Source organism: Acidisoma sp., from assembly GCF_965199065.1.
Taxonomy (GTDB): Bacteria; Pseudomonadota; Alphaproteobacteria; order Acetobacterales; family Acetobacteraceae; genus Acidisoma.
Window position 1 is genome coordinate 282,789 of sequence record NZ_CBDAQN010000003.1, and the last position, 25,566, is coordinate 308,354.

Here is a 25,566-nt window from a genome sequence, read left to right on the forward strand (position 1 = left end):
CCGGCCTAGCCCAATTCCGGCAGCCACTGTACCTGATCCACCCGGTCGGCGCCCGAAGCGATCATTGCCAGGCGGTCGAACCCAAGGGCGATCCCTGCCGCGGGCGGCATGCCGTGCGCCATCGCCGCGAGGAAGTCCTCGTCCAATGGCCAGTCGTTCACCCCATACAACGCGTGACGCCGCGCACGATCTTCCAGAAAGCGCGCGCGTTGCTCAGCCGCATCCGTCAGCTCGACGAAAGCATTTGCGAGTTCCATGCCGCAGACAAACAACTCGAAGCGTTCCGCCACCCGCGGGTCAGCAGGATCGCGCCGCGCCAGAGCCGCCTGAGCCGCCGGCCAGTGGGTGAGGAAGGTCGGACGGGCCTGGCCGAGATGCGGCTCGACGCGCGCCAGCAACAGGCGGAAGAACAGGTCCTCCCACTCCTCGCCGTCACGCAACCGCTCGCCCGCCGCCGTGGCCAAAGCCGCCGCATCGCCAGCCGTGCCTAAGAGATCAGCACCGACATGGCGGTTGAAGGCCTCGGCGAGCGTCAGCCGCTCGACCGTGCGGAGGTCCGTCCTCACACCCTGGCTCGTCACGACAGGCGGCAGCACCGCACGGAGGAAATCGGTCGTCTCGGCAATGAGGTCGTCCATCGAGGCGCCGGGCCGATACCATTCGAGCATGGTGAACTCGGCGGCATGGCGGTCGCTGCCCTCGCCGTTCCGCCAGACGCGGGCGAGCTGAAAGATCGGCCCCGCCCCCGCCACCAGAAGGCGCTTCATTGCGAACTCCGGGCTCGTATGGAGCCAGAGCGGCGTGCGGCTGCCATCGGTGCCGACGCGCGTCGTGGCGAAGGCAGAGAGATGCACCTCCTCGCCCGGCGCCGTGACGGCATAGGGTGTCTCGACTTCGGTATAGCCTCGTGCGGTGAAGAAGGCGCGGGTGGCGGCCAGCAGCACGGCCCGCCGCCGCAGAAACGGCAGCCGCGCGGCCAGACTGTCGGGATGCCAGACCGGAAGTGACGCCATCGTCAGGCGGTTAGCATGCTCCGCCAGCGATCGCGATAGGCCCGCAGCGCCGGAGCCTCGGGGAGCGCCGGAAGCGGCTTGGCCGGCGCCTCCGGAGGTGGCGCCGAACCGGCCAGCCAGAGCACCGCCGCGGTGATGCCGCCGCGCGTGCCGCTTGCCGTCACCGGGTCCGCCGGGCGCAGGCTTTGCAGCACCGGCGAGAAGAGCGGATTGGCGGCAAACGGCCCGTCCACCAGAATTGCACCGGCAACGCCAAGCCGGTCGAGGATGAGATCGGCCATGAGCGCGCAATAGAGCGTGGCGAGCGCCGCCCGCCCCTCGGGCGCCAGTTCCTCGGTGCGGAGCATCTGCCCAGTCCGACCCTGGCACGGGCCGCCCAACGCAAAACTTGGCAACGCAATCGCGTTTGCTTGGAGCACGGCGGCCAAACCGGCGGCCAAACCGGCGGCGGTGGGTGGCCCGGCGCCCTCACCCGCGATCGCCGCGTACTCGCGCCCGCCCATGAAGCGTGCGGTCGCCGTCGGCACACCGAGCGCATCCACATTCGCCAGCATGTCCTCGGCCTCGCGCAGCCGGCTGAGGTCAGCGCCATGGACGAGCACGATGCACCAGGTTCCGCTGGAGATGACCGAGAATGGCGCAGCGTCGCCGCGCGCCACCCGATGCGAGAGGTAGGAGGCGTTGGAGTCGTGGATGCCGCAGATGACGGCACAATCGGCGGGAAGGCCGGTTGCCTCCGCCACCTGCTGCCGCAGGGGCCCTAGCACCGCGCGGGCGGGGCGCAGAGGCGGCATCAGCCCGCCCCAGCCCTGATCCAGCACGAGCCCCGAGAAGCTCTGCGTATTGGGGTTCCAGAGGTCGCTGTGGCAACCGAGCGAGGTCACCTCGCTCGCCGCCACGCCGCAGAGCCGCCATGACCAGTATTGCGGATAGGTGAGAATGGTCCGTGTCCGCAGGAAGATTTCCGGCAGGGCCTCCTGCACGAAGAAGATCTGTGCGCCGAGGTTGAGGCCCGACGGCAGCGCGGGCGACAACGTCTCGGCATAAGGCGGCCGGACACGCCGATACTGCGCGCTGAGGCGGTCGAAACAGGTCTCCTCGTAGTCGGGCGCGAGCAGAGTGTCGCCCTCGCCGTCGACCAGCACCATCGCCGCGCCATGCGCCACCGGCATGATGGCGCGAACACGATGCTTGTCCGGCGCGGCAGTTAATTGTGCGATCAACCACGTTTCGATGCCGTGGACGTCGAGCTGGCGCGACAGCTCGCCGAAGCCCGGAACCGCGATGGCGGGCGACGGACGCTCGACGGACCAGACCGTCCCGCCGCCCGCATCCTCGATCAGGATGAGCTTGGCGTTGGTCTTCCCGATATCGATGACGGCGATCAGCCCGGACATCAGGGGACTTCAATCCAGGTGGAAGACGGGCTGCAGGGGCACGACCGCCGGCGAACCGTCCGCGTTCGTCGCCATGATGTCTCCCATGAAGGCCCACCAGCGCTGCATCACTCCGTGAGAGGGCAGCGCGTCCATTGTGTGATCGTCCGTCCGCTTCAGAACCGCGAAAAGGGCGTTCGTCTCGCGGTCGAGGAAAATGCTGTAGTCGCTGACCCCGGCCTCATGGAGCAGGGTGACCAGCTCCGGCCAGATGTCGTCATGCCGGCGGCGATACTCTTCCGCCTGACCCGGGTTGAGCACCATACGGAAGGCGATCTGTTCCATCGGCCTCTAGCCGCGGCGGCGCCGGCCGGAGTAGCCCACCAGCGAGGAAATCGCGACGACGCCGATGAGCAGGCATCCGGTCACGATCGCAAGCACGATACCGGGAACGTTGAGCAGCGACAAACCGAAGGTCACCAGCCCGATCAGGAGCGCCGACAAAACGACCCCGATGATGGAGCCCTGCCCGCCATCGATGGAGATGCCGCCAAGGATCACCATGGTGATGACCTCCAGCTCCCAGCCGGTCGCGATGGAGGGGCGCGTGGAGCCCAGCCGCGAGGTCAACAGAACCGAGGCCAGTCCGGCTGTCATGCCCAGCAGCGCGAAAATCCAGAACTTGTAGCTGTCAACGCGGATACCCGAGAGCCGCGCGGCAATCGGGTTGGCGCCGATGGCGAATATGCGGCGGCCGATGACGGTGGTGTGCAGCACGATGGCGAAGATCACCGCGAGGACAGCGAACAGCACAAGCTCGAATGATACCGGACCCGAGACATAGCCCTGACCGAAATAGGCGAAGTCAGGGTGATAGGCCTTGAGGACGCCGTCGCCGATCAACGCATAGGCGATGCCACGGAACAGGCTGAGCGTGCCGATGGTCGCGACGATGGAGGGGACACGGAAAAAGCACACCAGCAGGCCGTTGAAGCAACCCGCGATGAGACCGACGAGGAGCCCGGTCACGATCACGAACGGCGTGCCAAGCCCTGCCTGCGCCACCATGCCCATCAGCACCGAGGCCATGGCCATCGTGCTGCCTACGGAAATGTCGATCTCACCGGCAATGATGAGAAACGCCATGGGCAACGCAATGATGGCACGCTCGGTGAAATTGAAGCTGGCGTCGGAGAGCGTCCAGGGGTCGAGAAAATAATGCGACAGCCGGCAGTTGAGCAGGAAGTCCCCCAGCACCACGAGGCCCAGCAGCACTTCCCAGCGTAACAGCCGGCGCCAGGAGAAAGGTGTCCGCACCGTTGTGCGCGCAGCAACTGGCGGCGAGGAAATGATGCTCATGGCGCAGCCTCCGCGCGCTCGAGGATCTTCCTGCCATGGCTCTTCCGGTAGGTGCCGGCGTTGAGGATCACGGCGATGGTGATGACGAGCCCACTCACCGCCATCTGGAAGAAGGGCGAGATGCCGACAACCGGCAGCGCGTTCTTGATGATGCCGAGGAACAGACCGCCGAGCACCACGCCGAGCACTCCGCCGACGCCGCCGGTGATGGAGACGCCGCCGATGACGCAAGCGGCGATCACCTGCAGCTCAAAACCCGAGGCAACGTCGGTATAGGCGACGGCGAAGCGCGCCACCCAGAGGTAGCCCGCAAGGCCCGCGATGGCGCCGGACAGCACGAAGGCCAGGCACTGCATCCTCCCCACATCGATGCCCGCGTACGTTGCGGCGTTCGGGTTGTTGCCCGCGGCGTAGAGGTTGCGTCCGGCGACCGCATACTTGAGGAAGAGATAGGCCAGAACTGCGACAATGACGCCGGTCCAGCTCAGCACGCTGATGCCGAGCACGGGAATGCGCACGAAGCCGAGGAAGAGCGGCGACATCTGGCCGCTGTTCACCCAGGCGCCACCGGACACGACATAGACGCAGCCACGGAAGACCGAGAGCGTGCCGAGCGTCACCACGATCGACGGGATGCGGACCTTCCACACCAGCAGCCCGTTGATAAGGCCGAGTGCCGCACCCATTGCAATGGCAATGGCGAGAACCGGCACGATGCCCGCGCCGGGGTGGCCTGCGTTGAACAGTGCCACGACCATGCCCGTCAGTGCCGCGTTGGCGGCCACGGACAGATCGACGCCGCGGGTCAGCAGCACGAACATCTCGCCGACCGCCAGCATGATGAGCAGCGCGGTATCGTCGACCAGAGATTTCAGATTGTCGATGACGACGAAACGCGGAAAGGCGATGGTCACCAGCGCCAGCAGCAGCAGCGTGAGCAGACCCAGCCCCGCCTCATGCGGCAGTGCCTTCAGGCGCGCAAGAAGATCAGGCATCGGTCGCTGCCTTCACAATTGATTCCGGCGTCGCCTCGGCCCGGGTGAAGTTCGCGCGCAGCCGGCCGCGCCGCATGACGAGAATGCGGTCTGCCATGCCCAGCACCTCCGGCAATTCGGACGAGACCATGATGATGCCGAGACCACGGGCCACCATCTCGCCCATCAGCCGGTAGACGGCGGTCTTGGCACCGACATCGATGCCCTTTGTCGGCTCATCCATGATCAGCACCCGCGGATTGGTCGCCAGCCACTTGGCGATGACGACCTTCTGCTGGTTGCCGCCCGACAACTCCTCCAGCCGCTGGCCGACGCCCGACGTCTTGATCTGCAACTGAGTGACGTAGTCGCCCGCGAGCGACCGCTCTTCCGAGCGGCGCATGAAGCCGCGGTGGGACAGATGCGACAGGGACGGCAGCACGATGTTGCTGCTGATGGGGAAACGCAGAATGCCGCCCTGGATCTGCCGGTCCTCCGGCACGTAGGCGATGCCCGCATCGATCGCATCCTCGGGCGAGCGGATGCGTAGAGGCCGCCCCTCCAGCGTCACCTGGCCGGCATCGGCCCGGTTGAGGCCGAAGACCGTCTGCATGACCTCGCTACGCCCGGCGCCGACAAGCCCGTAGACACCGAGGATTTCGCCCCGCCGCAGCCCGAAGCTGACATCCGCAAATTCTTCGCCGCGCGAAAGGCTCTCGACGCGGAACAGCTCCTCGCCAATGGGCACATCGACCTTTGGGAAGATGTGGTCAACGGAGCGGCCTACCATCAGCGAAATCAACGTATCGCGATTCACGTCGCGGATGTAGCCTTGGCCGACCGCCGCACCGTCCCGGAACACCGCGTATCGATCGGCGACATCAAAGATCTCTTCGAACTTGTGGCTGATGAAGAGGACGGCGCGGCCTTCCGCCTTCAGCCGACGCACGATGACGAACAGCTCCTCGACCTCGCGGTGACTGAGGGCGGCCGTCGGTTCGTCCATGATGACGATGCGCGCCTCGACCGAAAGCGCGCGGGCAATCTGCACCAGATGCTTCTGCGCCACACTGAGCTGGCGCATCGGCAGGCCGGGGTCGATGCGGGGGTCGAGACCCGCCAAGATCGTCTTGGCGCGGCTGCGCATGGTCGCCCAGTCAACCATGCCGCGTTTGCGCGGGCGGTCGGTGACGAAGATGTTCTCCGCCACCGAAAGATCGTCGAAAACGACTGCCTCCTGGAAGATGGCGCTGATGCCGAGCCGCCCGGCGCCATCGGCCGAGCCGATCTGCACCGGTTGGCCGTTGAGCCGGATGACCCCCTCATCGGCATGGTGAACACCCGTGAGGATTTTCACCATAGTCGACTTGCCGGCGCCGTTCTCGCCGATGAGCGCCGTCACCTCTCCCGCATACAGGTCGAGTTCGCCCTTCACCAGCGCTCGCACGCCGGCGAAGGACTTCGTCACGCCCGACATGCTGAGAAGCGGCTGGATCATCGCGACACCTACAACTTCGCTCAGAAGACTTTCGCGAACTGCTCGACGTTGGACTTGTCATAGGTGAAAGGCACGGCCATTGCCCCGATGCCATCGGAGTTGAACGCGATGCTGCCCATGCGGCCGCAGGGCAGGCTGTTGCCAGGTCCTGTCTTGCCGTTGACCAGATCAACGGCGACGTATGCAACCGAGTAGCCAAGATCGATCGGGTTCCAGATCGCGAACACCTTGATCGAACCGGCTTCCACGTGACCGGCGCACTCGGATGGCAGGCCAAGGCCGGTGACGTAGACCTGTCCGACCTTCTTTGCGTCCTCGACAGCCTTGGCGCTTGCCACAATGCCTACGGAACTCGGCGAGACGATCACCTTCAGGTCGGGATACTTCTGCAGCAGCCCGGTTGCTTCCCGATAGCTGTCATCGGCAAGGTCATTGCCATAGGTGGTGGCGACGAGGTCGAGGCCTGGATACTCCGACAGATGCTGCTTCATCACCGCGATCCAGGCGTTCTGGTTCGTGGAGGTCGGCGTCGCGGAGACAAGTGCGATCTGCCCCTTGCCATCAGGCACGGAAGCGGCGGCAAGCTTGTCGAGCGCCTCGCCGATGAGCTCGTCGGATGAAGGGGCAAGATGCACGATGCGGCCGCCAGGGCTGATCGCACTGTCATAGGACATCACCTTGATGCCGCGCTGCATCGCACGTTTGCAGATCGGCACCAGCGCGTCCGGGTCGTTGGCCGATATGGCGATGGCATCGACATGCTGATCGATCAGCGACTGGATGACCTCGATCTGCCCCTCTGCTGTCGTGGTCGTCGGGCCGGTGAAGATGATCTTCACGTTGCCGATCTGCTTGGCGGCTTCCTCGGCGCCCTTGTCAACCGCCACGAAGAACCCGTTACCGAGCGACTTGGCAACAAGACCGACACGGATTTCGCCCGCGGCACGCGCCGGCAACGCAAGCCCTGCCGGGATTGCAGCCGCACCCACGAACGCGGCGGTCGTCTTGATAAAGCCTCTGCGGTCCATTTTCTGTTCCTCCCTGTTTGTTTGGACGGTTTGCCGTCACGTGTCGTCTTTATCTGTCAGGCTCGCTCACGCAACATGTAGAAAACCTCGGGCAGCTGGTTCGGTCGCAGGTTCTTCTGCCGTCACTACAACCGTTTCTATCCCAGCGGTCCGGAGCATCTCCAGCTCCTCTGCTGCCGCCCCGCTGTCAGTAATGACCGTCGCGATGCGTGATAATGGCGCGACCACCATGGAGGAACGCTGACGCAGCTTGCGGCTGTCGGCCATGATGACCAGTCTCTCGGCACATTCCAACAGCTTTATCTCGGCCTGCACCACCAGCGGATCGGTTTCCATCATGCCGAAACTGTTGAGCCCGTAACAGCCGGTGAATAGTGTCCGGCCCCAGAAATGCTTGGTCGTGTCCTGGGCGAAGGGGCTCAGAACGATGCTCTGCTGAGGGTAGATCGTGCCGCCGGGGATGGTGATGCGATGCCGGTGACCCTGCATGAGCTCGGTTGCGATCGGAAACGAGTTGGTCAGGATGTCGAGCCTCAGCTCCCTCAGGAACTCGACCATGCGGTAAGTTGTTGTCCCGCCATTGATAACAACGCTTTCACCATCTTCGATCATGGCCGCCGCTGCCCGCGCGATCGCGCGTTTCTCGGCGAAACAAACCTGCTCCTCGGCTGCGAAATGCGAGGCTCCCAGATGCGTCTGGTGGCGGGGCCGCAATGCCTCCGCGCCGCCGCGCACGCGCCGCAACTCGCCCCGGTCAGCCATCGCATTGATGTCGCGGCGGATCGTGGCCTCAGACGCCGCCAGAAGCTCGACGAGCTCCGTGACCGACACGACCGACCGGTCCTCAACCAGATTGCGAATGATGCGGTGACGCTCGCGTTCGAGCACGTTGAAGGTTTCCTATTGCTTGAACCTAGAAGGCGTCACAATCGATCATTCGTCAAGCAGGTTCTTGCAAAATGTGACGGGATTTTATCGAAGATGGTTGATCGTGGTGATCGTGTGGCCTAGGAAGGAACCAAGCCCCGGCCGACCTGGCTTCCAAAAAGGGCTAGCGGGAGGATCGGATGGACGCGCTGGACCATGTATCGCTGCTGGACAACCGTTGGGATGACACCGTCGCAGAGACGCTGAGCCCCGAGGCGCTGCTCGTCTATCGCTCGAACCTGCTGGGCTCTGACAAGCGGATCACCAATTACGGTGGCGGCAACACGTCGTCGAAGCTCGACATGCGGGACCCGCTGACCGGCGAGACGGTGCGTGTGCTGTGGGTGAAGGGCTCGGGCGGCGACATCGGCAGCATCAAGCTGGATGGCTTCGCAACCATCTACATGCACAAGCTCCATAGCCTGCGGGGCATCTACAAAAGCACCGATCAGGAGGACGAGATGGTCGGGCTGTACAATCATTGCACATTCAACCTCAATCCGCGCGCCACCAGCATCGACACGGCGTTGCATGGCTTCATCGACCACCCTCATGTGGATCACGTTCATCCCGATGCGATCATCGCCATCGCGGCCTCGGCGGATAGCCGCGCTCTAACCCGCGAGATCTTCGGCGATACCATCGGCTGGGTGCCCTGGCGCCGCCCGGGCTTCGAACTGGGACTGTGGCTCAAGAAGTTCGCCGATGAGAACCCACAGGCAAAGGGCCTCGTGCTGGAAGCCCATGGCCTCTTCACCTGGGGCGATACGCAGAAGGACTGTTACGAGACCACGCTCTCCGTCATCAACAAGGCGATTGCCTTCCTCGCCGAGCGCAGCCGCGGCAAGACGGTTTTCGGTGGTCAGCGCATTGCGCCTGCTACCCCGGATGAGCGGCGAGCGGTCGCCTCCGCCGTGATGCCGATCATCCGCGGCCTCATCAGCAAGAACGGGCCGTTCAAGCTCGGTCACTTCGATGACAGCCCGGAGGTCCTGGAGTTCGTCGGCAGCCATGACCTCGCAACGCTTGCGCCGCTCGGCACCTCCTGCCCCGACCACTTCCTCCGCACCAAGATCGCGCCGCTGGTGCTGGACTTCGACCCGGCGACCCAGAAGGCGGCGGATCTGCTGCCCGGGTTGCCGGCTGCCCTGGCGCGGTACCGTGAGGGCTATGCCGCCTATTACGAACGCTGCAAACATCCCGACAGCCCGCCGATGCGCGACCCAAATGCGGTCGTCTACCTCATCCCCGGCATCGGCATGCTGACCTTCGCCGTCGACAAGGCAACCGCGCGGATCGCGGGCGAGTTCTACCTCAACGCCATCAACGTGATGCGCGGATCGACCACGGTCTCGACCTATCGCGGCCTGCCGGAACAGGAAGCCTTCGACATCGAATACTGGCTGTTGGAGGAGGCAAAACTGCAACGCATGCCTAAGCCTCGCGCTTTGGCGGGCAAGATCGCCTTCATCACCGGCGGCGCCGGCGGCATCGGCATGGCGACCGCCCGCCGCCTGATGCAGGACGGGGCTTGCGTCGTGCTTTGCGACATCGACCGGGAGGTTCTGGCAACCTCAAAAACCGAGTTGGCGAAAGCCTTTGGCGCCGATGCGGTCGCGACCGTCTGGGCGGATGTGACGAAGGAAGAGGCGGTGATCGCCGCCTATCATGAGGCGGCGGCAGCCTTCGGTGGCCTCGACATCTGCGTCTGCAATGCCGGGATTGCTTCGGCGGCGCCGCTCGAGGATACGTCGCTCGCGCTGTGGCAGAAGAATATCGACATACTGGCGACCGGGTATTTCCTCACCTCCCGCGAGGCCTTCCGGCTGATGAAGGACCAGGGGATCGGCGGCTCGATCATCATGGTCGCGAGCAAGAACGCGCTTGTCGCATCGCCGGGCGCCGCGGCCTATTGCACCGCCAAGGCGTCCGAGTTGCACCTCTCGCGCTGCATCGCGCTGGAGGGCGCGCCGCTGGGCATTCGCTCAAACGTGATCAACCCCGATGCCGTGCTGCGCGGATCGCGCATCTGGAAGGGCGAGTGGGGCGATCAACGCGCCGCGAGCTACAAGAAGAACTCGCTGGATGAACTCGAAGAGGTTTACCGCGAGCGGTCCTTGCTCAAGCGCAGTGTCTACCCGGAAGACATCGCCGAGGGCATCGCCTTCTTCGCCTCCGACATCTCCTCCAAGTCCACCGGCAATATCATCAACGTCGATGCCGGCAACGCCAACGCCTTCACGCGGTGAGCATCATGGATCAGATCAGGACACCGGCTCTCGATCAGGATTTCATTGCCGCGCAGAACGCGCCGCTGACGCCCGCGCTCGTTGACGACTACGAGGCGCTCGGCCGCGCGCTTGACCGGCGCGGCATCGACATTGAAAAAATTATCGAGGCCGTCGGAGCCTTTGCAGTGGCGCAGCCAACATGGGCGGTGGGCTCGGGCGGTACGCGCTTCGCACGCTTCCCCATGGGCGGCGAGCCGCGCAACATCTTCGACAAGCTTGAGGATTGCGCGGTCGTCAATGCGCTGGCGGGAGCGACCCCCACCGTTTCGCCGCACTTCCCCTGGGACGAGACCTCCGATCTGGCGGCGCTGAAGAACCTCGCGGCATCGTTAGGCCTCGGCTTCGACGCGGTGAACTCCAATACTTTCCAGGATCATCCGGGAGATGCGCGGCATCCATTGTCCTATAAGTATGGCAGCCTCAGTCATACGGACCCAGCGGTGCGAGCCCAGGCGATCGAGCACAATATCCATTGCGCCGAGGTCGGTGCCGCTCTCGGATCGAAAGCGCTGACGGTCTGGATCGGTGACGGCGCAAACTTTCCAGGCCAGCAGCACTTCGGTCGCGCCTTCGATCGCTACATCGAGAGTGCGCAGGCGATCTATGCCCGCATCCCGGAAAGCTTCCGGCTGTTCCTCGAACACAAGATGTTTGAGCCGGCATTCTATGCGACGGTCATCCAGGATTGGGGATCATCGTTGCTCGCAGCCCAGGCGGTGGGCGACCGCTGCCTTTGCCTCGTCGACCTCGGCCACCATGCGCCCAATGTGAACATCGAGATGATCGTGTCGCGCCTTGTGCATGCGCGGAAGCTGGCCGGCTTCCACTTCAATGATTCGAAATATGGCGACGACGATCTGGATGCGGGAGCAATCGAGCCGTATCGGCTATTCCTGGTTTTCAACGAGTTGGTAGAGGCTGCCTATCGGAAAGCTCCGGGGTTCGAGCCCGCCTATATGCTCGACCAGTCACACAACGTGACCGACCCGATCGAGAGTCTGATGACGAGCGCCGTCGAGGTGCAGCGCGCCTACGCGCAGGCGCTGCTGGTCGATCGGGAGGCGCTCGACGGCTTCCAGGACGCCAACGACCCGATGATGGCGAGCCAGACGCTGAAGCGCGCCTTCGTCACCGATGTCCACCCCATTCTCGCGATGGCGCGGTCACGGAAGGCGGCGGCGATCGACCCGGTGGCGGCGTATCGGGCGAGCGGCTACCGCGCGGCGGTCGCGCGCATCCGGCCGGCAAAGACGGGCGGCAGCGGCGGCATTGTGTGAGCAGGTCGGGTTGCCGCCCGGCCGCCGCTAGCCGATAATCGCTCCGACCGGGCAAGCCCCGGGGAAACCGGGAGACGCAAACCAATGAAACTGCTGCGCTATGGCCCGCTGGGCTCCGAAAAACCGGGCCTCCTCGACGCCGAAGGCAAAATCCGCGACCTCTCCGGTCACATCGCCGATATCACGCCGGCCCAGCTCTCGCCGGAAGCACTCGCGACGCTCGCCGCGATCGACCCCACAAGCCTGCCCCTCGTCGAAGGCACTCCGCGTCATGGCGTCCCGGTGGCGGGCTCGGGCAAATTCATCGCCGTCGGCCTTAACTACGCCGATCATGCCGCCGAAGCCAACATGCCCATCCCGAAGGAACCGATCGTCTTCACAAAGGCGATCACCTCGCTCCATGGCCCCAACGACACCGTGATCATTCCCAAAGGCTCCAAGAAATCCGATTGGGAAGTCGAACTCGGCATCATCATCGGGACCAAGGCTCAATATGTCGAGGAAGCCGACGCCCTCGCCCATGTCGCCGGCTATTGTGTGGTCAATGATATCTCCGAGCGTGAATGGCAGATCGAGCGCGGCCCAACATGGGACAAGGGCAAGGGCGCAGATACGTTCGGCCCTACCGGTCCGTGGCTGGTGACAAAGGACGAGGTCGGCGATGTGCAGTCACTCGGCATGTGGCTCGACGTCAACGGCCGCCGTATGCAGACTGGCTCCACCAGCACAATGATCTTCGGCGCGGCAACGCTGGTGAGCTACATCAGCCAGTTCATGACCCTGATGCCCGGCGACATCATCACGACAGGCACCCCGCCGGGCGTCGGGATGGGCATGAAGCCCGAACCGGTCTTCCTGAAACCCGGCGATGTCATGACGCTCGGGATCGAGAAGCTCGGCGAGCAGCGGCAAGACGTGGTGGCCTGGACCGCCCAGGCAAAATGACAGTCGGGCTCGCGATCCCCTGCTTCATCGATGCCTTCTTTCCAGAAGTGGGCATCGCGAGCCTGGAACTGCTGGAGCGCCTAGGCGTCGATGTGACCTACCCGCAAGGCCAGACGTGCTGCGGGCAGCCGATGGCAAATAACGGCGTCCAAGCCGCGGCCCGAGGCACCGAGGCGCATTTTGTCGATCTCTTCGCGGGCTTCGACGCCGTCGTGATGCCGTCGGGCAGTTGCGTGCACCACCTGCGCTCGCACTTCGACGCCATTCCGCAGACCGACCGCGTCCGCCACCTGCGCGCCAACACCTACGAACTCGTCGAATACCTCCATGACGTGCTGCAGGTCGACAACTTTCCCTGGGCCGAGTTTCCTCACAAGGTCGGGCTGCACAACAGCTGCGGCACGCTCCGCTCGCTGCGGCATGCCAGCATGTCCGAACTCGGCGAGACGCCGTTTTCCAAGCCGCTCGACCTGCTTTTAAAGGTCTCGGGCATCGAGTTCGTGATGCCGGCCCGGCCCGACGAGTGCTGCGGCTTCGGCGGCACCTTCTCGGTCGCCGAGGACGCTGTCTCCGGCCGGATGGGCCTCGACAAGGTGCGCGATCATGCGGCGGCGGGAGCGGAGTACATCGTCTCGGCCGACACCTCCTGCCTGATGCATCAACAGGGCTGCGCCAAACGCGCTGGCGTGCCACTGCGGTTCATCCATATCGCGCAGATCCTCAACGGAGCCCGCGCATGAGTGGCACGACCGGACACAGGCCTGTTGACCACGCCGCCGCTGCTGCCGCCTTCGTTGCCGACGCACCTCATCTCGCCTTTCATGACAAGAGATTGTGGGAGCTGCGGCAGAAGCGCGACGGCATGATGCACGGCGTCCCCGAATGGCAGGAGCTGCGCGACCTCGCCTCCGCCATCAAGGAACACACGCTCAGCCGCCTGCCGGAATACCTCGAGCAGTTCGAGGCACAGGCTCTCGCCAATGGCGTGCAGGTGCACTGGGCGCGCAACGCCGACGAGCACAACGCGACCGTGCTCCGCATCCTCCGCCAGCACAACGCGAAGACGATCGCGAAATCGAAGTCGATGCTGACCGAAGAGTGCGAGATGGCGCCGTTCCTGGAGCGCCATGGCATCACCCTCACCGAGACCGATCTCGGCGAACGCATCCAGCAGCTGGACGGGCAGATGCCGAGCCATATCGTAGTGCCGGCTGTGCACAAACTTCGCGCGGATGTGGCACGTGTCTTCGCACGCACCATCGGCGGCGACCCCGACAACTCGGACCCGCATGCGCTCGCCGAGCACGCGCGGATGACGACACGACCGCTGATGCTCGATGCCGATGCCGGCATGACCGGCGCCAACTTCCTGGTGGCGGAAACCGGCGCCGTCGTTGTCTGCACCAACGAGGGAAACGCGGATCTCAGCGCCAACCTGCCGCGCCTGCATATCGTGTCGGCCGGGGTGGAGAAGCTCATCCCGCGTCAGGCCGACCTCGGCGTGTTCATCCGATTGCTGTCGCGCAGCGCGCTCGGCTCGCCGATCACGCAATACACCTCGCATTTCCGGGGTCCGCGTGACGGCGCCGAGATGCACATCGTGCTGGTGGACAATGGTCGCTCGAAGCGGCTCGGCCAGGAGGATTTCTGGACCTCGCTCAAATGCATCCGCTGCGGCGCCTGCATGAACACTTGCCCGGTCTACCGCCGCTCAGGCGGCCTCAGCTACGGCGCCGTCTATTCGGGGCCGATCGGGGCGATCATCAACCCAGCCTACGATCCGGCGCGTTATGCGGCCCTGCCCTTCGCCTCCACACTGAACGGCAGCTGCACCAACGTCTGCCCGGTGCGGATCAATATCCACGACCAGCTCTACAAATGGCGCCGCCTGATCGCCGAGGGCGGCTTCCTGCCCAAAAAGAAGGTGTTCGGCGTGCGGCTGATGGGCGTGGTCCTGGCCTCGCCGAGGCTCTACCGCCTCGCCACCGCATCGGCACGCCTGGCGGTGCGAATGCTGCCCCGCGCGCTGCTCTATTGCCGGCTCAACGCCTGGGGCCGCGACCGTGAGGTGCCGGCGGCGCCGCGCGAGAGTTTCGCCGCCTGGGCTGCGCGCAACCGGCCGCCAAAGACGTGAGCGCGCGGGAGGATATTCTCGCCGCTCTTCGCGCCGCGCGGCCACCCGGCGATCATCCCCTGCCTGAACTTCCGCGGTTCCCAGGGGTCGAGGGTGATCTGCTGGCCGCTTTCCGGGTAAGCCTCGCGGTGATGGGCGGCCAGTGGGTGGCACTGCCCGAAGGCGAGGCTTTGGGCGCCTTCATCCGTGCGCGGGCGGGCGAGGGCGCGCTGATCCGCACGGCTACGGATGAGTTGCCGGAGTTCGCGCGCGTCGATGCGGTGAACCGCCCGCGCGATCTGGAGAACGTCGATGTCGCGGTTGTGCGGGCACGGTTTGGCGTTGCCGAAACCGGGTCGGTGTTCCTCAGTGACCGCGAATTGCAGGTCAACACGATCGCCTATCTGGCGCAGCATCTGATCGTGCTGCTCGATCCGGGCGCGGTCGTGCCCGGCATCGCGGATGCCTATCTGCGGCCTGATTTCGCCGATGCCCGGTACGTCTCGTTGATGACGGGACCATCGGCGACAGCGGATATCGAAGGCGTCATGATCCGCGGCGCCCAAGGCGTCCGCAGTTTGACGGTGGTGTTTGCGAAAGCGTCGGCGCCAGCCGCTTAGGTTGATCGGACACCTACCTCGCCATCATGCACTAACGGCTCCGCCGCAAAGCCGCGACCAAGGCTGAAAGCACCGGCGGCATCTGACGCCGCGACGGATAGTAGAGAAAGTAGCCAGGGAACGGCGCCATCCAATCCTCCAGAAGCCGGACAAGCCGCCCCGCTACGAGGTGCGGCTTCGCCTGATCCTCCAGGACATATGCCACTCCCAAGCCGTCGACGGCCGCTTCGATCATCATCTCGGGCTCGTTGTAGGTCAGTGGCCCGGTGACCTTGATGGCGAGCGCGCGGCCATCCCGCTCGAATTCCCAGTCGAGCGTCTGACCTGACGCCATCATGCGGTAGTTCACGCAAAGATGCCCGACGAGATCCTGCGGGGTCCGCGGCGCGCCATGAGCGTCAACATAGGAAGGTGACGCCACAATCGCCATTCGCAGCGCCGGCCCGACAGGCACCGCAATCATGTCCTGCTCAAGCTTTTCGCCGATGCGAATGCCTGCATCGAAACGTTCGGCGATGATGTCGCGCAGCTGGTAGTCGATCAACACCTCGACGTGCGCGCGAGGATGCGCCGCCAAAAAGCCCGGCAGCATCGGACCGATGACCGTCTCGAACGCATTGCGCGTGGCCGTGATCCGGACCGAGCCGGAAACAAGGTCACGCTCCCGATTTAGTTCTTCGAGCGCGCCTGTGATATCGGCAAGTGCCGGCCCGAGCGTTTGCAGCAGCCGCTCGCCCGCCTGTGTGACAGAGACGCTGCGGCTGTTCCGCTGCAGCAGCCGGATGCCGAGACGCGCCTCCAGCTCTCGGATCGTGTGGCTGAGAGCTGACGTCGATACGCGCAGCTCCGCCGCCGCTCGGGTGAAGCTGCGCGTGCGGGCGACGGCGGCGAAGCTCGACAGACTGTCCAGACTCGGGCGGCCCATCATCCTGTTTTCCTAAACGACCCATCCCGATCATAGCGAATGCACGGATGATCGCCCAAGGCGTAGTTGCTTTCGAGACGCGGGATACCCTGCGCACACTCTGGAGAGCTCATCATGTCAGGCTTGAACAACAAGGTCGTGCTGATCACCGGTGCATCGAGCGGGATCGGCGAAGGCACCGCACGCGTTCTTGCAGCGAACGGCGCCCGTGTCGTGCTGGGTGCGCGCCGCTCCGAGCGGCTCAAGTCCATTGCGGAAGAGCTAACTTTGGCCGGCGGCACTGTGCGCTTCCGCACCCTCGACGTCGCGGACCGCGCCGACATGGAGGCCTTCGTTGCGTTCGCAATGGAGGAGTTCGGGCAGATCGACGTGCTCGTCAACAACGCCGGTGTCATGCCCCTCTCGCCCCTTGCGGCGCTCAAGATCGATGAGTGGGACTGGATGATCGACGTCAATATCCGTGGCGTTCTGCATGGCATCGCGGCCGTCCTGCCGCGCATGGAGGCACAAGGCGGCGGTCAGATCATCAACGTCTCATCCGTCGGCGGCTTTGTCGTGCAGCCAACTGCAGCGGTCTACGCCGCAACCAAATTTGCGGTGCGCGCGATCTCGGAGGGGCTACGAAAGGAGAGTGCCGCAGTCCGTTGTACCTGCATCTACCCGGGCGTTGTGGAGTCGGAGCTTGCGAGCACGATCAGCGACCCCGTCGCCCGTGAGCGGATGGTGACGTATCGTAAGATGGCGATCCAGCCCGAGGCGATCGGCCGCGCCATCCAGTTTGCAATCGAGCAGCCGAACGATGTGGATGTCAACGAAATCGTGGTGCGGCCGCTGGCGACCCAGGTGTAAGCCTCAAGCGAAAAGCCGGCGGAGGTCGCCCTCCGCCGGCTTCGATCAGACCAGCACGCCGCCGCCATCCACCACGAAGCTCTGCCCGGTCGCGAAACCCTGACGCATCAGAAACACGTAGGTCTCGGCCACCTCCGCGGCCTCGCCCACACGCCCAACCGGCAGCCTCTCGCCCGCGGCCGCAAACATTGCCTCACGATCGTCCTCCGGGATGTTCTGCCATAGCGGCGTCCGCACGAACCCGGGCGTCACGACATTGACCCTGATTGGCGCCAGCTCGACCGCCAATGCTCGCGTGAGCCCCTCCATGGCCATGCAGATGCTTGCGCCGAGCGCCCAGCCCGCCCTCGGCCGCAGGCCCGCGCTTCCGGAGGAGAACACAATCGAACCGCCCGGCCGGATCAACGGCGCCCCGTATTTCGCTGCCGTCAACGCGCCCCAGTAGCGCGTCTCGAAGAACTGGCGAGCGGACGCCAGCGACGTCTCCGCCAAGGCACCGAGCGCCAACGTCTCGCCGGCCGTAAACACCAGATGATCGAACGGCCCAATGCGCTCGAACATGCCGCTCACCGCCGCCTCGTCCGTCACATCGACCGCAAAACCCTCGGCACCAGCGGGAAGACTGGCAACTGTCGCGTCGACCCGAGCCTGATCCCGGGACGCGACCACCGGCGTTGCCCCCGCACGAGCCACGGCTTCCGCCACCGCAAGTCCGATGCCGGAGGTCCCACCCAGCACAACCACACGCTTGCCGCTCAAATCCATCTTTCTTCTCCCGCCGTATCAAAGGCATAAAAAAGCCGGCGAAGGTTGCCCTCCGCCGGCTCATTAAAGTGAACCGATCAGGCGCTCTTGGCCATGATCTCGTCCGCCACGTTGCGCGGCACCGGATCGTAGTGATGGAACTGCATGGTGAAGGACGCGCGGCCCTTCGTCATGCTGCGAAGATGCGAGATGTAGCCGAACATCTCCTTCAGCGGCACGTGCGCGCGCACGATCACGGTTGAACCCGAACTCTCCTGGTTCTGGATCATGCCGCGGCGACGGTTGAGGTCACCGACCACGTCGCCGACATGGTCGTTCGGCGTCGTCACCTCAACGTCCATGATGGGCTCGAGGATGATCGGGCCGGCCTTCTTCATGCCCTCGCGGAAGCACGCCTTCGCCGCGATTTCGAAGGCGAGCGCCGACGAGTCGACATCGTGGTACTTGCCGTCCACCAACGTGTACTTGAAGTCGACCGTCTGGAAGCCCGCGAGCACACCGGTATCGGCCTGGACGCGGATGCCCTTTTCGACCGCCGGGATGTATTCCCTCGGAACCGTGCCGCCGACGACCTTGTTCTCGAACAGAACGCCCTGATTCCGCTCCTGAGGCTCGAACACGATCTTCACCTCGGCATACTGGCCCGAACCGCCCGACTGCTTCTTGTGGGTGTAGGTCTCGGTATGAGCCCGCGAGATCGTCTCGCGGTAGGCCACCTGCGGAGCGCCGATGTTCGCGTCCACGCCATATTCGCGCTTCAGACGGTCGATGATGATCTCGAGATGCAGCTCGCCCATCCCGGAGAGGATCGTCTGGCCCGTCTCCTGGTCGGTCTTGAGGCGCAGCGAGGGGTCCTCGCTCGCCAGCTTCTGCAGGCCGAGCGTCATCTTCTCGACGCCTTCCTTGGTCTTCGGCTCGACCGAGATGTCGATGACGGGCACCGGGAAGGCCATGCGCTCGAGCACCACCGGATCGTCGGCGGAGGCGAGCGTGTCACCCGTGCCGGTGTCCTTTAGGCCGACGAAGGCTGCGATGTCGCCGGCCGTGACTTCCTTGATCTCCGCCCGCTTGTCCGCATGCATCTGGAACATGCGGCCGATACGCTCGCGATTGTCCTTGGTGGTGTTCATCACGGTGTCGCCCGACTTCAGTACGCCCGAATAGACGCGCACGAAGGTCAGCGTGCCGTACTTGTCGTTGATGATCTTGAAGGCGAGGCCGGCGAATGGCGCGTTCGGGTTGGCCGGGATCACGCGGCGCTTGGCCAGCGCCTCGGGGGTGTCCTCCTCGCCTTCCTCGGCCGCGACCTTGATGCCCGGCACGTCGATCGGCGACGGCAGATAGTCGAGCACGGCGTCGAGCAGCGGCTGCACGCCCTTGTTCTTGAAGGCCGTGCCGCAGAGGACGGGCCGGAAGACGCCGCTGATGGCACCCGCCTTGATGCAGCGCTTCAGCGTCTCGACCGAGACATCGCCCTTCTCGAAGTATTCTTCCATGGCGACAGTATCGACCGAGAGCGCGGTATCCAGCAGCAGCTCGCGATACTCTGCGGCCTTCTCGGCCAGCTCCTCGGGGATCGGGGCGTCATGGAAGGCAGCGCCCAGCTCTCCGCCTTCCCAAATGATCGCCTTCATCTCGACGAGATCGACGACGCCGATGAAGTTCTCCTCGATGCCGATCGGCAGCTGGAGCGGCAGCGCCACGATGTCGAGCTTCTCCTTCAGCGTGTCGAAGGCGCGGTAGAAGTCGGCGCCCGTCCGGTCCAGCTTGTTGATGAAGATGATGCGCGGGACGTTGTAGCGGTCGGCCAGACGCCAGTTGGTCTCGGACTGCGGCTGCACGCCGGCGACGCCCTCGATGATGAAAATGGCGCCGTCGAGCACGCGCAACGACCGGTTGACCTCGATGTTGAAGTCGATATGGCCCGGCGTGTCGATGATGTTGATGCGGTGGCCCTTCCACTCGCAGGTCACGGCGGCGGAGGTGATCGTGATGCCGCGCTCGCGCTCCTGCTCCATGTAGTCGGTCGTGGTGTTGCCATCGTGCACCTCGCCGATCCGGTGGGAGACGCCGGTGTAGTAGAGGATCCGCTCGGTCGTCGTCGTCTTGCCGGCATCGATATGCGCGGTGATGCCGATATTGCGGAGTAGGCCAAGCGGCTGTGTGCTGGTCACGATTGCCTCCATGCAAGAAAAGCGCGGCAGGGGAAGCCGCCCCGCGCGCTCGGTCACGTCCCAGCCCATTGCCGGTGTTTTCGTGGGTGTCTTTTGCGCCACAGACCGCCGATTAGCAAGCGTAAGGGGCTTGCGGCTGGCGAAAGGCTGCTTGGCCCAAAGACTGCGCGGGGATATCGGTGGCGCGGTTTTACCCGGGCGCGCGGTTCGCGTTCCTGACAAAGGTTTCTGAAATGCGATCAGACGGCATGGATCAGGCGCGAGCACTGGCGGACGCGGTCGATGAAGGGCGTCAGTGGGACCGGCTGATGACGCTCGCGCGCATCGGCGCGATACCCGGGAACGGCGTGAACCGCCAAGCCCTTACCGCCCTCGACCGCGAGGCGCGGCGCCTCATCATTGGCTGGGCCGAGGATGCCGGCGCGCAGATTTCGGTCGATGCGGCCGCCAATCTCTGGCTGCGAAAGGAAGGCACGGACCCGGCGGCGGCGGCCGTGCTCACGGGCAGCCATATGGACAGTCAGCCGGAGGGCGGACGCTTCGACGGCATCTACGGCGTCGTCGCGGGACTGGAGGTGTTGAGCGCGCTGCAGGACAGCGGGGTCAGGCTCAGACGCCCGCTCGAGGTCGTCGCCTGGACGAATGAGGAAGGCAGCCGGTTCGCGCCCGGCTGCATGGGCAGCATGGCATGGTCCGGCTACCGTCCGCTCGCGGATTTCGACGAGATCGCCGACCCACAGGGCGTGCGCTTCGGCGACGCCCTGAGCGAGCACCTGGCAGCGGAAGCCGACCTGCCACGACGGCCGCTGGGCGGACGGCCGCATGCCTATATAGAGGCGCATATCGAGCAGGGTCCACGGCTGGAACTGGAGGGGGCGCATATCGGCGTCGTCACCGGCATTCAGGGGAGCCGCTGGTTCACGGTGACGATCACCGGCGCCTCCGCCCACGCCGGCACGACGCCGATGGCGGTACGGCGGGATGCTTTGCAGGCGGCGGTGCGGGCGATCCAGGCGTTGAACGACCTCATGGCCGATCCCTTGGACCGGCTGCGCTTCACCATCGGCAGTTTGACGGTGGAGCCCGGGTCATCCAACAGCATCGCCGGGCGAGTACGGTTCACGATCGATCTGCGGCACCCGGATGCTGCCTTTCTCGCAGCGCGGGGCGATGCGGTAGAAGGGACGGTACGCAGCGCCGTCGGACAGGCGGAAGACGTTGCCATTACGGAGAGCTTCAACGCCCCGCCGCTTGAATTCGATCATGCGGTCGTCGCCGGTGTCGTGGCTGCGGCGGAGGCTTTGTCGCTGCGCTGGATCGCCATGCCCTCGGGCGCCTTTCACGACGCACAACTCGTGGCGCGAGTTGCGCCAAGCGGAATGATCTTTGTTCCAAGTCATGACGGGGTCAGCCACAACCCCGCCGAGTTCACGACAGGCCCGCAACTTGCCGCCGGAACACGAGTTCTGGCCGCAGCGTTGGCTGCTCACGCGGACACGACAATTCTAAGTTAACGTTTGTAAAAATCTAGCGAGCCGCAGGCCGACTATACTACTGCAGACTTAGGAGATAACCCTTTTTGTGAGAGCGTGAGAACTAAATTGTATCTTGCAACGCGAGAAAACGATATAGACGCGCGGCTAAGCTCAAGCTGAAGCCGAACGGTCGATCTCTCGTCCGCCAGGCATCTTGGGACCGTACATGCCCCCCAAGGGCGACCGGTGGAAGGTTTACGAGACATGGACACTGCGAGCCACCCGACGCCCGAGGGTTCAGGCCGGATCGATGAAGCATCTGTCGGGCGCGAGCCTGGCCTCCATACTTGGCTCGTCGGCGCCTTGGCCATTGCCCGCTACCATGGCATCGATCTCGACCCGACGACGTTCCGGCTCGACCCGTCCATTCCGGTCCCGTCGCCTGCCGTGTTGGTGGAGTGGATCAGGGAACAAGGGATGTGGGCCAAGGGTGTGCGGCTCAAATGGCAGCAACTCCTTCGCCTTGAGGCGTCGGGCCCGGTTCTCCTTCTGATGAAGGACGGTGGTGCCGTTCTGATGACCGAGGCGGACTCGAACCGGAACGTCATCTTCGTGAAGGAGCCGACGCTTACGGGTGGCGGCGTGGCGGTGCCTGTCGACGAGTTACGGCTTAACCAGGTCTGGGACGGGGAGGCCATCCTCATCCGTCCGCAGCGGGGCGATTCAGAGCAGGATCTTCCGCTGAGTTTCGCATTCCTGACGAAGCTCGTCTTGCAGGAGCGGAGCATTCTCCGTTCGGTCGCATTCGCTTCCCTGATCATTACTTTCCTGACCATCATTCCCATCCTGATCGTCTTTGCCGCGATCCAGCGCGTGCTGCAGTACGGCAGCATGAGCACCCTGTTGCTGGTCGTGATCATCATGGTCGTCGTGACCGTGCTCGACGCCATTCTGGAACATGCTCGCGGCAATCTTCTGCAGGTCGTGTCGACCCGGATCGACGCCAAAATCCAGTTGTACGTTTTCAAGCGGCTGCTGGCATTGCCGCTGGATTATTTCGAACGCACTCAGGCCGGCGTCATCGGCCAGGCGATCGGCAAGGTCTATCAGATCCGCGAGTTCATCACGGGACGGCTGCTCACGACATTCATCGACGGGATGATGCTGCTCGTGCTGCTGCCGCTCATGTTCTTCATGTCGGCGACGCTCGCATGGACCATCGTGGCCGCGGCCGGGCTGATCATGCTGGTCATCGCCTGCTTTCTGCGGCCGATCCGCCTGCTGTCAGCAAAAGTGTCGGCAGCCGAGTCTCGCAAGTTCTCGGTGCTGGTCGAGAGCCTGCACGGAATCAAGACGGTCAAGTCCCTGGCCTTGGAATCGGCTCGCTACAGCCAGTGGGATGAGTACGTGGCGCAAGCGGGGGACCTCAGGTTGCAGGCCGGACGCTTGGCGCTTTGGCCGACGACGCTGACGATCCCGCTGCAGCGCTACTGCCAATACGGGGTGCTGCTGCTGGGAGCTTACTTGGCCGTCGTCAACAAGAACGATGCGGAAGTTGCGTCGTTGATGGCCTTCACCATGATCTCGATGCGCGTCGCGTCGCCGCTGATCAGCTTCGCGAAGCTGATGCAGGATTTCGAAGATGTCCGTGCCACAATGGGTGAGGCGCAGGCAGTCCTCAACAATCCTCCAGAGGTGCGGGGCGTCGACCGCGGCCTGCGTCCCGTCTTCGCGGGCGCGATCGAGTTCGATGGCGTTTCCTTCACTTACAATGGAACCCAGCGCCCTGCCCTGAACGACGTGAACTTCTCGGTGCCACCGGGAACGATGCTGGGCCTCGTCGGCCGAAGCGGCTCGGGAAAATCGACCGTCACGCGCCTGCTGCAGGGCATCAGCCGAGACTATACGGGCTTCGTGAAGATCGACGGCGTCGAGTTGCGTTCAATCAACCTGCGTCATCTACGGCGCAACTTCGGCGTCGTGCTGCAGGAGAACTTTTTGTTCCGCGGTTCGATCCGGGACAACATCATCGGTGGCCGCCCGGGCCTGACCATGGAAGACGTGGTGCGCGCTGCCCGTCTTGCCGGCGCAGAGGAATTTATCGAGCGCATGCCGGCGGGGTATGACACCTTCATTCAGGAGGGATCGCCAAATCTCTCCGGCGGTCAGCGCCAGCGGCTGGCGATCGCGCGGGCGCTCATCGTCGACCCACGGCTGATGATCCTCGACGAGGCCACCTCTGCCCTCGATCCGGAGAGCGAGGCGCTGGTCAACGCCAACCTCAAGCGCATCGGCACGGGCCGGACGATGGTGATCGTCTCCCACCGGCTATCCTCTCTCGTGGAGTGCAACGCGATCATCGTCATGGACCGCGGCACGGTGCTCGATGTCGGAACGCACCCCGAATTGGTCGAGCGCTGCCCGGTCTACCGGATGCTGTGGCTGCAGCAGAACCGCCATATGACAGACAACCAGGGAAACACTCGCAATGGCTCGCCAACTCCTGTCCTCGCGCAAGGCGACTGATCCTCAGGGCGACGCGCTGTCGGTTCTTGAATTCCAGTCGCCGACGGCCGCCCTCATTGCAACGCCGGTTCCGCGTTCGGCCAAGAGTGTTACCTTTTGGATCGGCCTCGGGGTTATAGCGATTGGCGCTGCTGCGTTCGTTATTAAGACGGACAAGGTCGTCACCGGTGCGGGCAGCCTTATCTCAAGCGAACCGACGCTGCAGATCCAGCCTCTGGAGACGTCGATCGTTCACAGTATTCTGGTCCATCCGGGCGAGCAGGTGAGCAAGGGCCAACTGCTCGCGGAACTCGATCCGACTTTCTCGTCGGCTGACATGCAGGCCGATCAGGATCAGGTTGCCAATTACACGGCCGAGATCGACCGGCTCCAAGCAGAATTGGGTGGCCGGCCCTACATACCTGGAAATGCGGACGCTAATTCGGCATTGCAGCTGCAGACCTTTAACGAACTGCAGGCGCAGTATCAGGCCGGCGTCGCGAACTTCGACCAGCAGATTTTCAGCCTTCAGGCGACGCTTCAGCAGTCCGAAGGCGATTCTCGGCAGTATGCGGAAAGACTTGCGCTGGCGAACAATGTGGAATCGATGCGGAGCCAGCTGCAGCAGATGCAAGTCGGCAGCCGGCTAGACTCGCTGGCCGCCGCCGATAACCGCCTCGCTATGGCCGGCCAGCTCGCAGATGCGGAAGCGAGTGCGCGGAAGGCGGTGAGCGATATCGCATCGATCCAGGCGCAGCGCCAGGCCTTCATCAAGCAATGGTTTTCGGGGTTGGCTCAGCAACTGCAACAGGCCGAGATCAGTCTTGCGCCCGCGCGGCAGGCCCTTACCAAGGATCGCGAAATCCACCAGCTTGTCATGCTGCGCGCACCGGCGGACGCGGTCGTGCTGAACATCGCGAGCGTCTCCGTCGGTTCGGTTTTGTCACCGGGTCAGCAATTCCTGAGCTTGACGCCATCGGGAACGTCGCTGGATGCTGCGATCGATCTGAACGGCCAGAATTCCGGTTACATCAACGTCGGGGACCGGGTGGACGTGAAACTCACGACGCTCCCCTACATGATGTACGGCGACTTACTGGGCAAGGTCGAGACGATCAGCTCGAACTCGTTCGGTCCTGAGCAGATGCAGAGCGGAACCGTCTCCGACATTTCCGGCAGCGGGCCGCCGTCCGGCCTGTTCTATCGCATTCACATCAAGATCCTTCAGAACAAGCTCCACAATCTGCCAAGTGGCTTTGTCCTTCTTCCTGGCATGCCCCTCGAGGCTGACGTGAAAATCGGCAAACGGACGATAGCGGCTTATCTGATGAAACGCGTTCTGCCGGCCTTCGCGACCGGAATGCGCGAGCCTAACTGATGGAACTGATTTTGAGGATCGCACGCGTCTGCGGAGCGTCCGGTCCGAGGTTCACCATCTGAACCGATACCGCT

Annotated in this window: 21 protein-coding genes; 10 read left to right on the forward strand and 11 right to left on the reverse strand. The window is 64.2% G+C overall.

Annotation, left to right across the window (positions count from 1 at the left end; translation table 11 throughout):
* Nucleotides 1-5: 5 nt before the first annotated feature.
* The 8 genes from epmA to ACOEQ1_RS09580 form a co-directional block, all read right to left on the reverse strand.
* Complete coding sequence (gene epmA / locus ACOEQ1_RS09545) at nucleotides 6-1,013, reverse strand: EF-P lysine aminoacylase EpmA (protein WP_419759014.1); 1,008 nt, start codon at nucleotides 1,011-1,013, stop codon at nucleotides 6-8.
* 2 nt (nucleotides 1,014-1,015) lie between these two features.
* The gene (locus tag ACOEQ1_RS09550; protein ID WP_419759015.1) at nucleotides 1,016-2,410 is read right to left on the reverse strand and encodes an FGGY-family carbohydrate kinase; all 1,395 of its coding nucleotides are present in this window, start codon (nucleotides 2,408-2,410) and stop codon (nucleotides 1,016-1,018) included.
* A 9-nt stretch (nucleotides 2,411-2,419) separates the two neighbouring features.
* Complete coding sequence (gene rhaM / locus ACOEQ1_RS09555; protein WP_419759016.1) at nucleotides 2,420-2,734, reverse strand: L-rhamnose mutarotase; 315 nt, start codon at nucleotides 2,732-2,734, stop codon at nucleotides 2,420-2,422.
* A 6-nt stretch (nucleotides 2,735-2,740) separates the two neighbouring features.
* The gene (locus tag ACOEQ1_RS09560) at nucleotides 2,741-3,748 is read right to left on the reverse strand and encodes an ABC transporter permease (protein WP_419759017.1); all 1,008 of its coding nucleotides are present in this window, start codon (nucleotides 3,746-3,748) and stop codon (nucleotides 2,741-2,743) included.
* A complete protein-coding gene (locus tag ACOEQ1_RS09565; RefSeq protein WP_419759018.1) occupies nucleotides 3,745-4,743 on the reverse strand; it encodes an ABC transporter permease in 999 nt (332 codons plus the stop codon). Before ACOEQ1_RS09565 ends, ACOEQ1_RS09560 begins: the two co-directional genes overlap by 4 nt.
* Nucleotides 4,736-6,220 carry a sugar ABC transporter ATP-binding protein gene (locus ACOEQ1_RS09570; RefSeq protein ID WP_419759019.1) on the reverse strand — a complete coding sequence of 495 codons (1,485 nt, stop codon included), beginning with the start codon at nucleotides 6,218-6,220 and terminating at the stop codon, nucleotides 4,736-4,738. The genes ACOEQ1_RS09565 and ACOEQ1_RS09570 overlap by 8 nt, the downstream gene beginning before the upstream one ends.
* A 20-nt stretch (nucleotides 6,221-6,240) precedes the next feature.
* The gene (rhaS, locus tag ACOEQ1_RS09575) at nucleotides 6,241-7,248 is read right to left on the reverse strand and encodes a rhamnose ABC transporter substrate-binding protein (protein ID WP_419759020.1); all 1,008 of its coding nucleotides are present in this window, start codon (nucleotides 7,246-7,248) and stop codon (nucleotides 6,241-6,243) included.
* A 66-nt stretch (nucleotides 7,249-7,314) separates the two neighbouring features.
* Nucleotides 7,315-8,136: a DeoR/GlpR family DNA-binding transcription regulator gene (locus tag ACOEQ1_RS09580; RefSeq protein WP_419759021.1), complete on the reverse strand. Its 822-nt coding sequence runs from the start codon at nucleotides 8,134-8,136 to the stop codon at nucleotides 7,315-7,317.
* Nucleotides 8,137-8,315: 179 nt separating this feature from the next.
* Here ACOEQ1_RS09580 and ACOEQ1_RS09585 point away from each other — a divergent pair, with 179 nt between their 5' ends.
* From ACOEQ1_RS09585 to ACOEQ1_RS09610, 6 genes are all read left to right on the forward strand, one after another.
* Nucleotides 8,316-10,424: a bifunctional rhamnulose-1-phosphate aldolase/short-chain dehydrogenase gene (locus ACOEQ1_RS09585; protein ID WP_419759022.1), complete on the forward strand. Its 2,109-nt coding sequence runs from the start codon at nucleotides 8,316-8,318 to the stop codon at nucleotides 10,422-10,424.
* A 5-nt stretch (nucleotides 10,425-10,429) separates the two neighbouring features.
* Nucleotides 10,430-11,743, forward strand: a complete 1,314-nt coding sequence (gene rhaI, locus ACOEQ1_RS09590; RefSeq protein ID WP_419759023.1) for an L-rhamnose catabolism isomerase — start codon at nucleotides 10,430-10,432, stop codon at nucleotides 11,741-11,743.
* A gap of 84 nt (nucleotides 11,744-11,827) precedes the next feature.
* On the forward strand, nucleotides 11,828-12,688 hold the full coding sequence (locus ACOEQ1_RS09595) for a fumarylacetoacetate hydrolase family protein (RefSeq protein WP_419759024.1): 861 nt from the start codon (nucleotides 11,828-11,830) through the stop codon (nucleotides 12,686-12,688).
* Complete coding sequence (locus ACOEQ1_RS09600; RefSeq protein WP_419759025.1) at nucleotides 12,685-13,428, forward strand: (Fe-S)-binding protein; 744 nt, start codon at nucleotides 12,685-12,687, stop codon at nucleotides 13,426-13,428. The genes ACOEQ1_RS09595 and ACOEQ1_RS09600 overlap by 4 nt, the downstream gene beginning before the upstream one ends.
* Entirely contained in the window at nucleotides 13,425-14,822 is a 1,398-nt protein-coding gene (locus tag ACOEQ1_RS09605; protein ID WP_419759026.1) for a lactate utilization protein B, read from the forward strand. The genes ACOEQ1_RS09600 and ACOEQ1_RS09605 overlap by 4 nt, the downstream gene beginning before the upstream one ends.
* Entirely contained in the window at nucleotides 14,819-15,421 is a 603-nt protein-coding gene (locus ACOEQ1_RS09610; RefSeq protein WP_419759027.1) for a LutC/YkgG family protein, read from the forward strand. The genes ACOEQ1_RS09605 and ACOEQ1_RS09610 overlap by 4 nt, the downstream gene beginning before the upstream one ends.
* A 31-nt stretch (nucleotides 15,422-15,452) precedes the next feature.
* Here ACOEQ1_RS09610 and ACOEQ1_RS09615 read toward each other — a convergent pair whose 3' ends face one another.
* A complete protein-coding gene (locus ACOEQ1_RS09615) occupies nucleotides 15,453-16,349 on the reverse strand; it encodes a LysR family transcriptional regulator (RefSeq protein WP_419759028.1) in 897 nt (298 codons plus the stop codon).
* 111 nt (nucleotides 16,350-16,460) lie between these two features.
* Here ACOEQ1_RS09615 and ACOEQ1_RS09620 point away from each other — a divergent pair, with 111 nt between their 5' ends.
* Nucleotides 16,461-17,195, forward strand: a complete 735-nt coding sequence (locus ACOEQ1_RS09620) for an SDR family oxidoreductase (protein ID WP_419759029.1) — start codon at nucleotides 16,461-16,463, stop codon at nucleotides 17,193-17,195.
* Between the two features lie 45 nt (nucleotides 17,196-17,240).
* Here ACOEQ1_RS09620 and ACOEQ1_RS09625 read toward each other — a convergent pair whose 3' ends face one another.
* Complete coding sequence (locus ACOEQ1_RS09625) at nucleotides 17,241-17,960, reverse strand: SDR family oxidoreductase (RefSeq protein WP_419759030.1); 720 nt, start codon at nucleotides 17,958-17,960, stop codon at nucleotides 17,241-17,243.
* A gap of 77 nt (nucleotides 17,961-18,037) precedes the next feature.
* Complete coding sequence (fusA, locus tag ACOEQ1_RS09630; RefSeq protein WP_419759031.1) at nucleotides 18,038-20,134, reverse strand: elongation factor G; 2,097 nt, start codon at nucleotides 20,132-20,134, stop codon at nucleotides 18,038-18,040.
* Nucleotides 20,135-20,367: 233 nt separating this feature from the next.
* On the opposite strand from fusA, the gene ACOEQ1_RS09635 reads away from it, so the two are divergent.
* The 3 genes from ACOEQ1_RS09635 (at nucleotide 20,368) to ACOEQ1_RS09645 (ending at nucleotide 25,492) form a co-directional block, all read left to right on the forward strand.
* On the forward strand, nucleotides 20,368-21,648 hold the full coding sequence (locus ACOEQ1_RS09635) for a M20 family metallo-hydrolase (protein ID WP_419759032.1): 1,281 nt from the start codon (nucleotides 20,368-20,370) through the stop codon (nucleotides 21,646-21,648).
* 225 nt (nucleotides 21,649-21,873) lie between these two features.
* Nucleotides 21,874-24,135 (forward strand): peptidase domain-containing ABC transporter, encoded by a 2,262-nt coding sequence (locus ACOEQ1_RS09640; protein WP_419759033.1) that lies wholly within the window; start codon nucleotides 21,874-21,876, stop codon nucleotides 24,133-24,135.
* Nucleotides 24,098-25,492, forward strand: a complete 1,395-nt coding sequence (locus tag ACOEQ1_RS09645) for an HlyD family type I secretion periplasmic adaptor subunit (RefSeq protein WP_419759034.1) — start codon at nucleotides 24,098-24,100, stop codon at nucleotides 25,490-25,492. Before ACOEQ1_RS09640 ends, ACOEQ1_RS09645 begins: the two co-directional genes overlap by 38 nt.
* Nucleotides 25,493-25,566 lie beyond the last annotated feature (74 nt).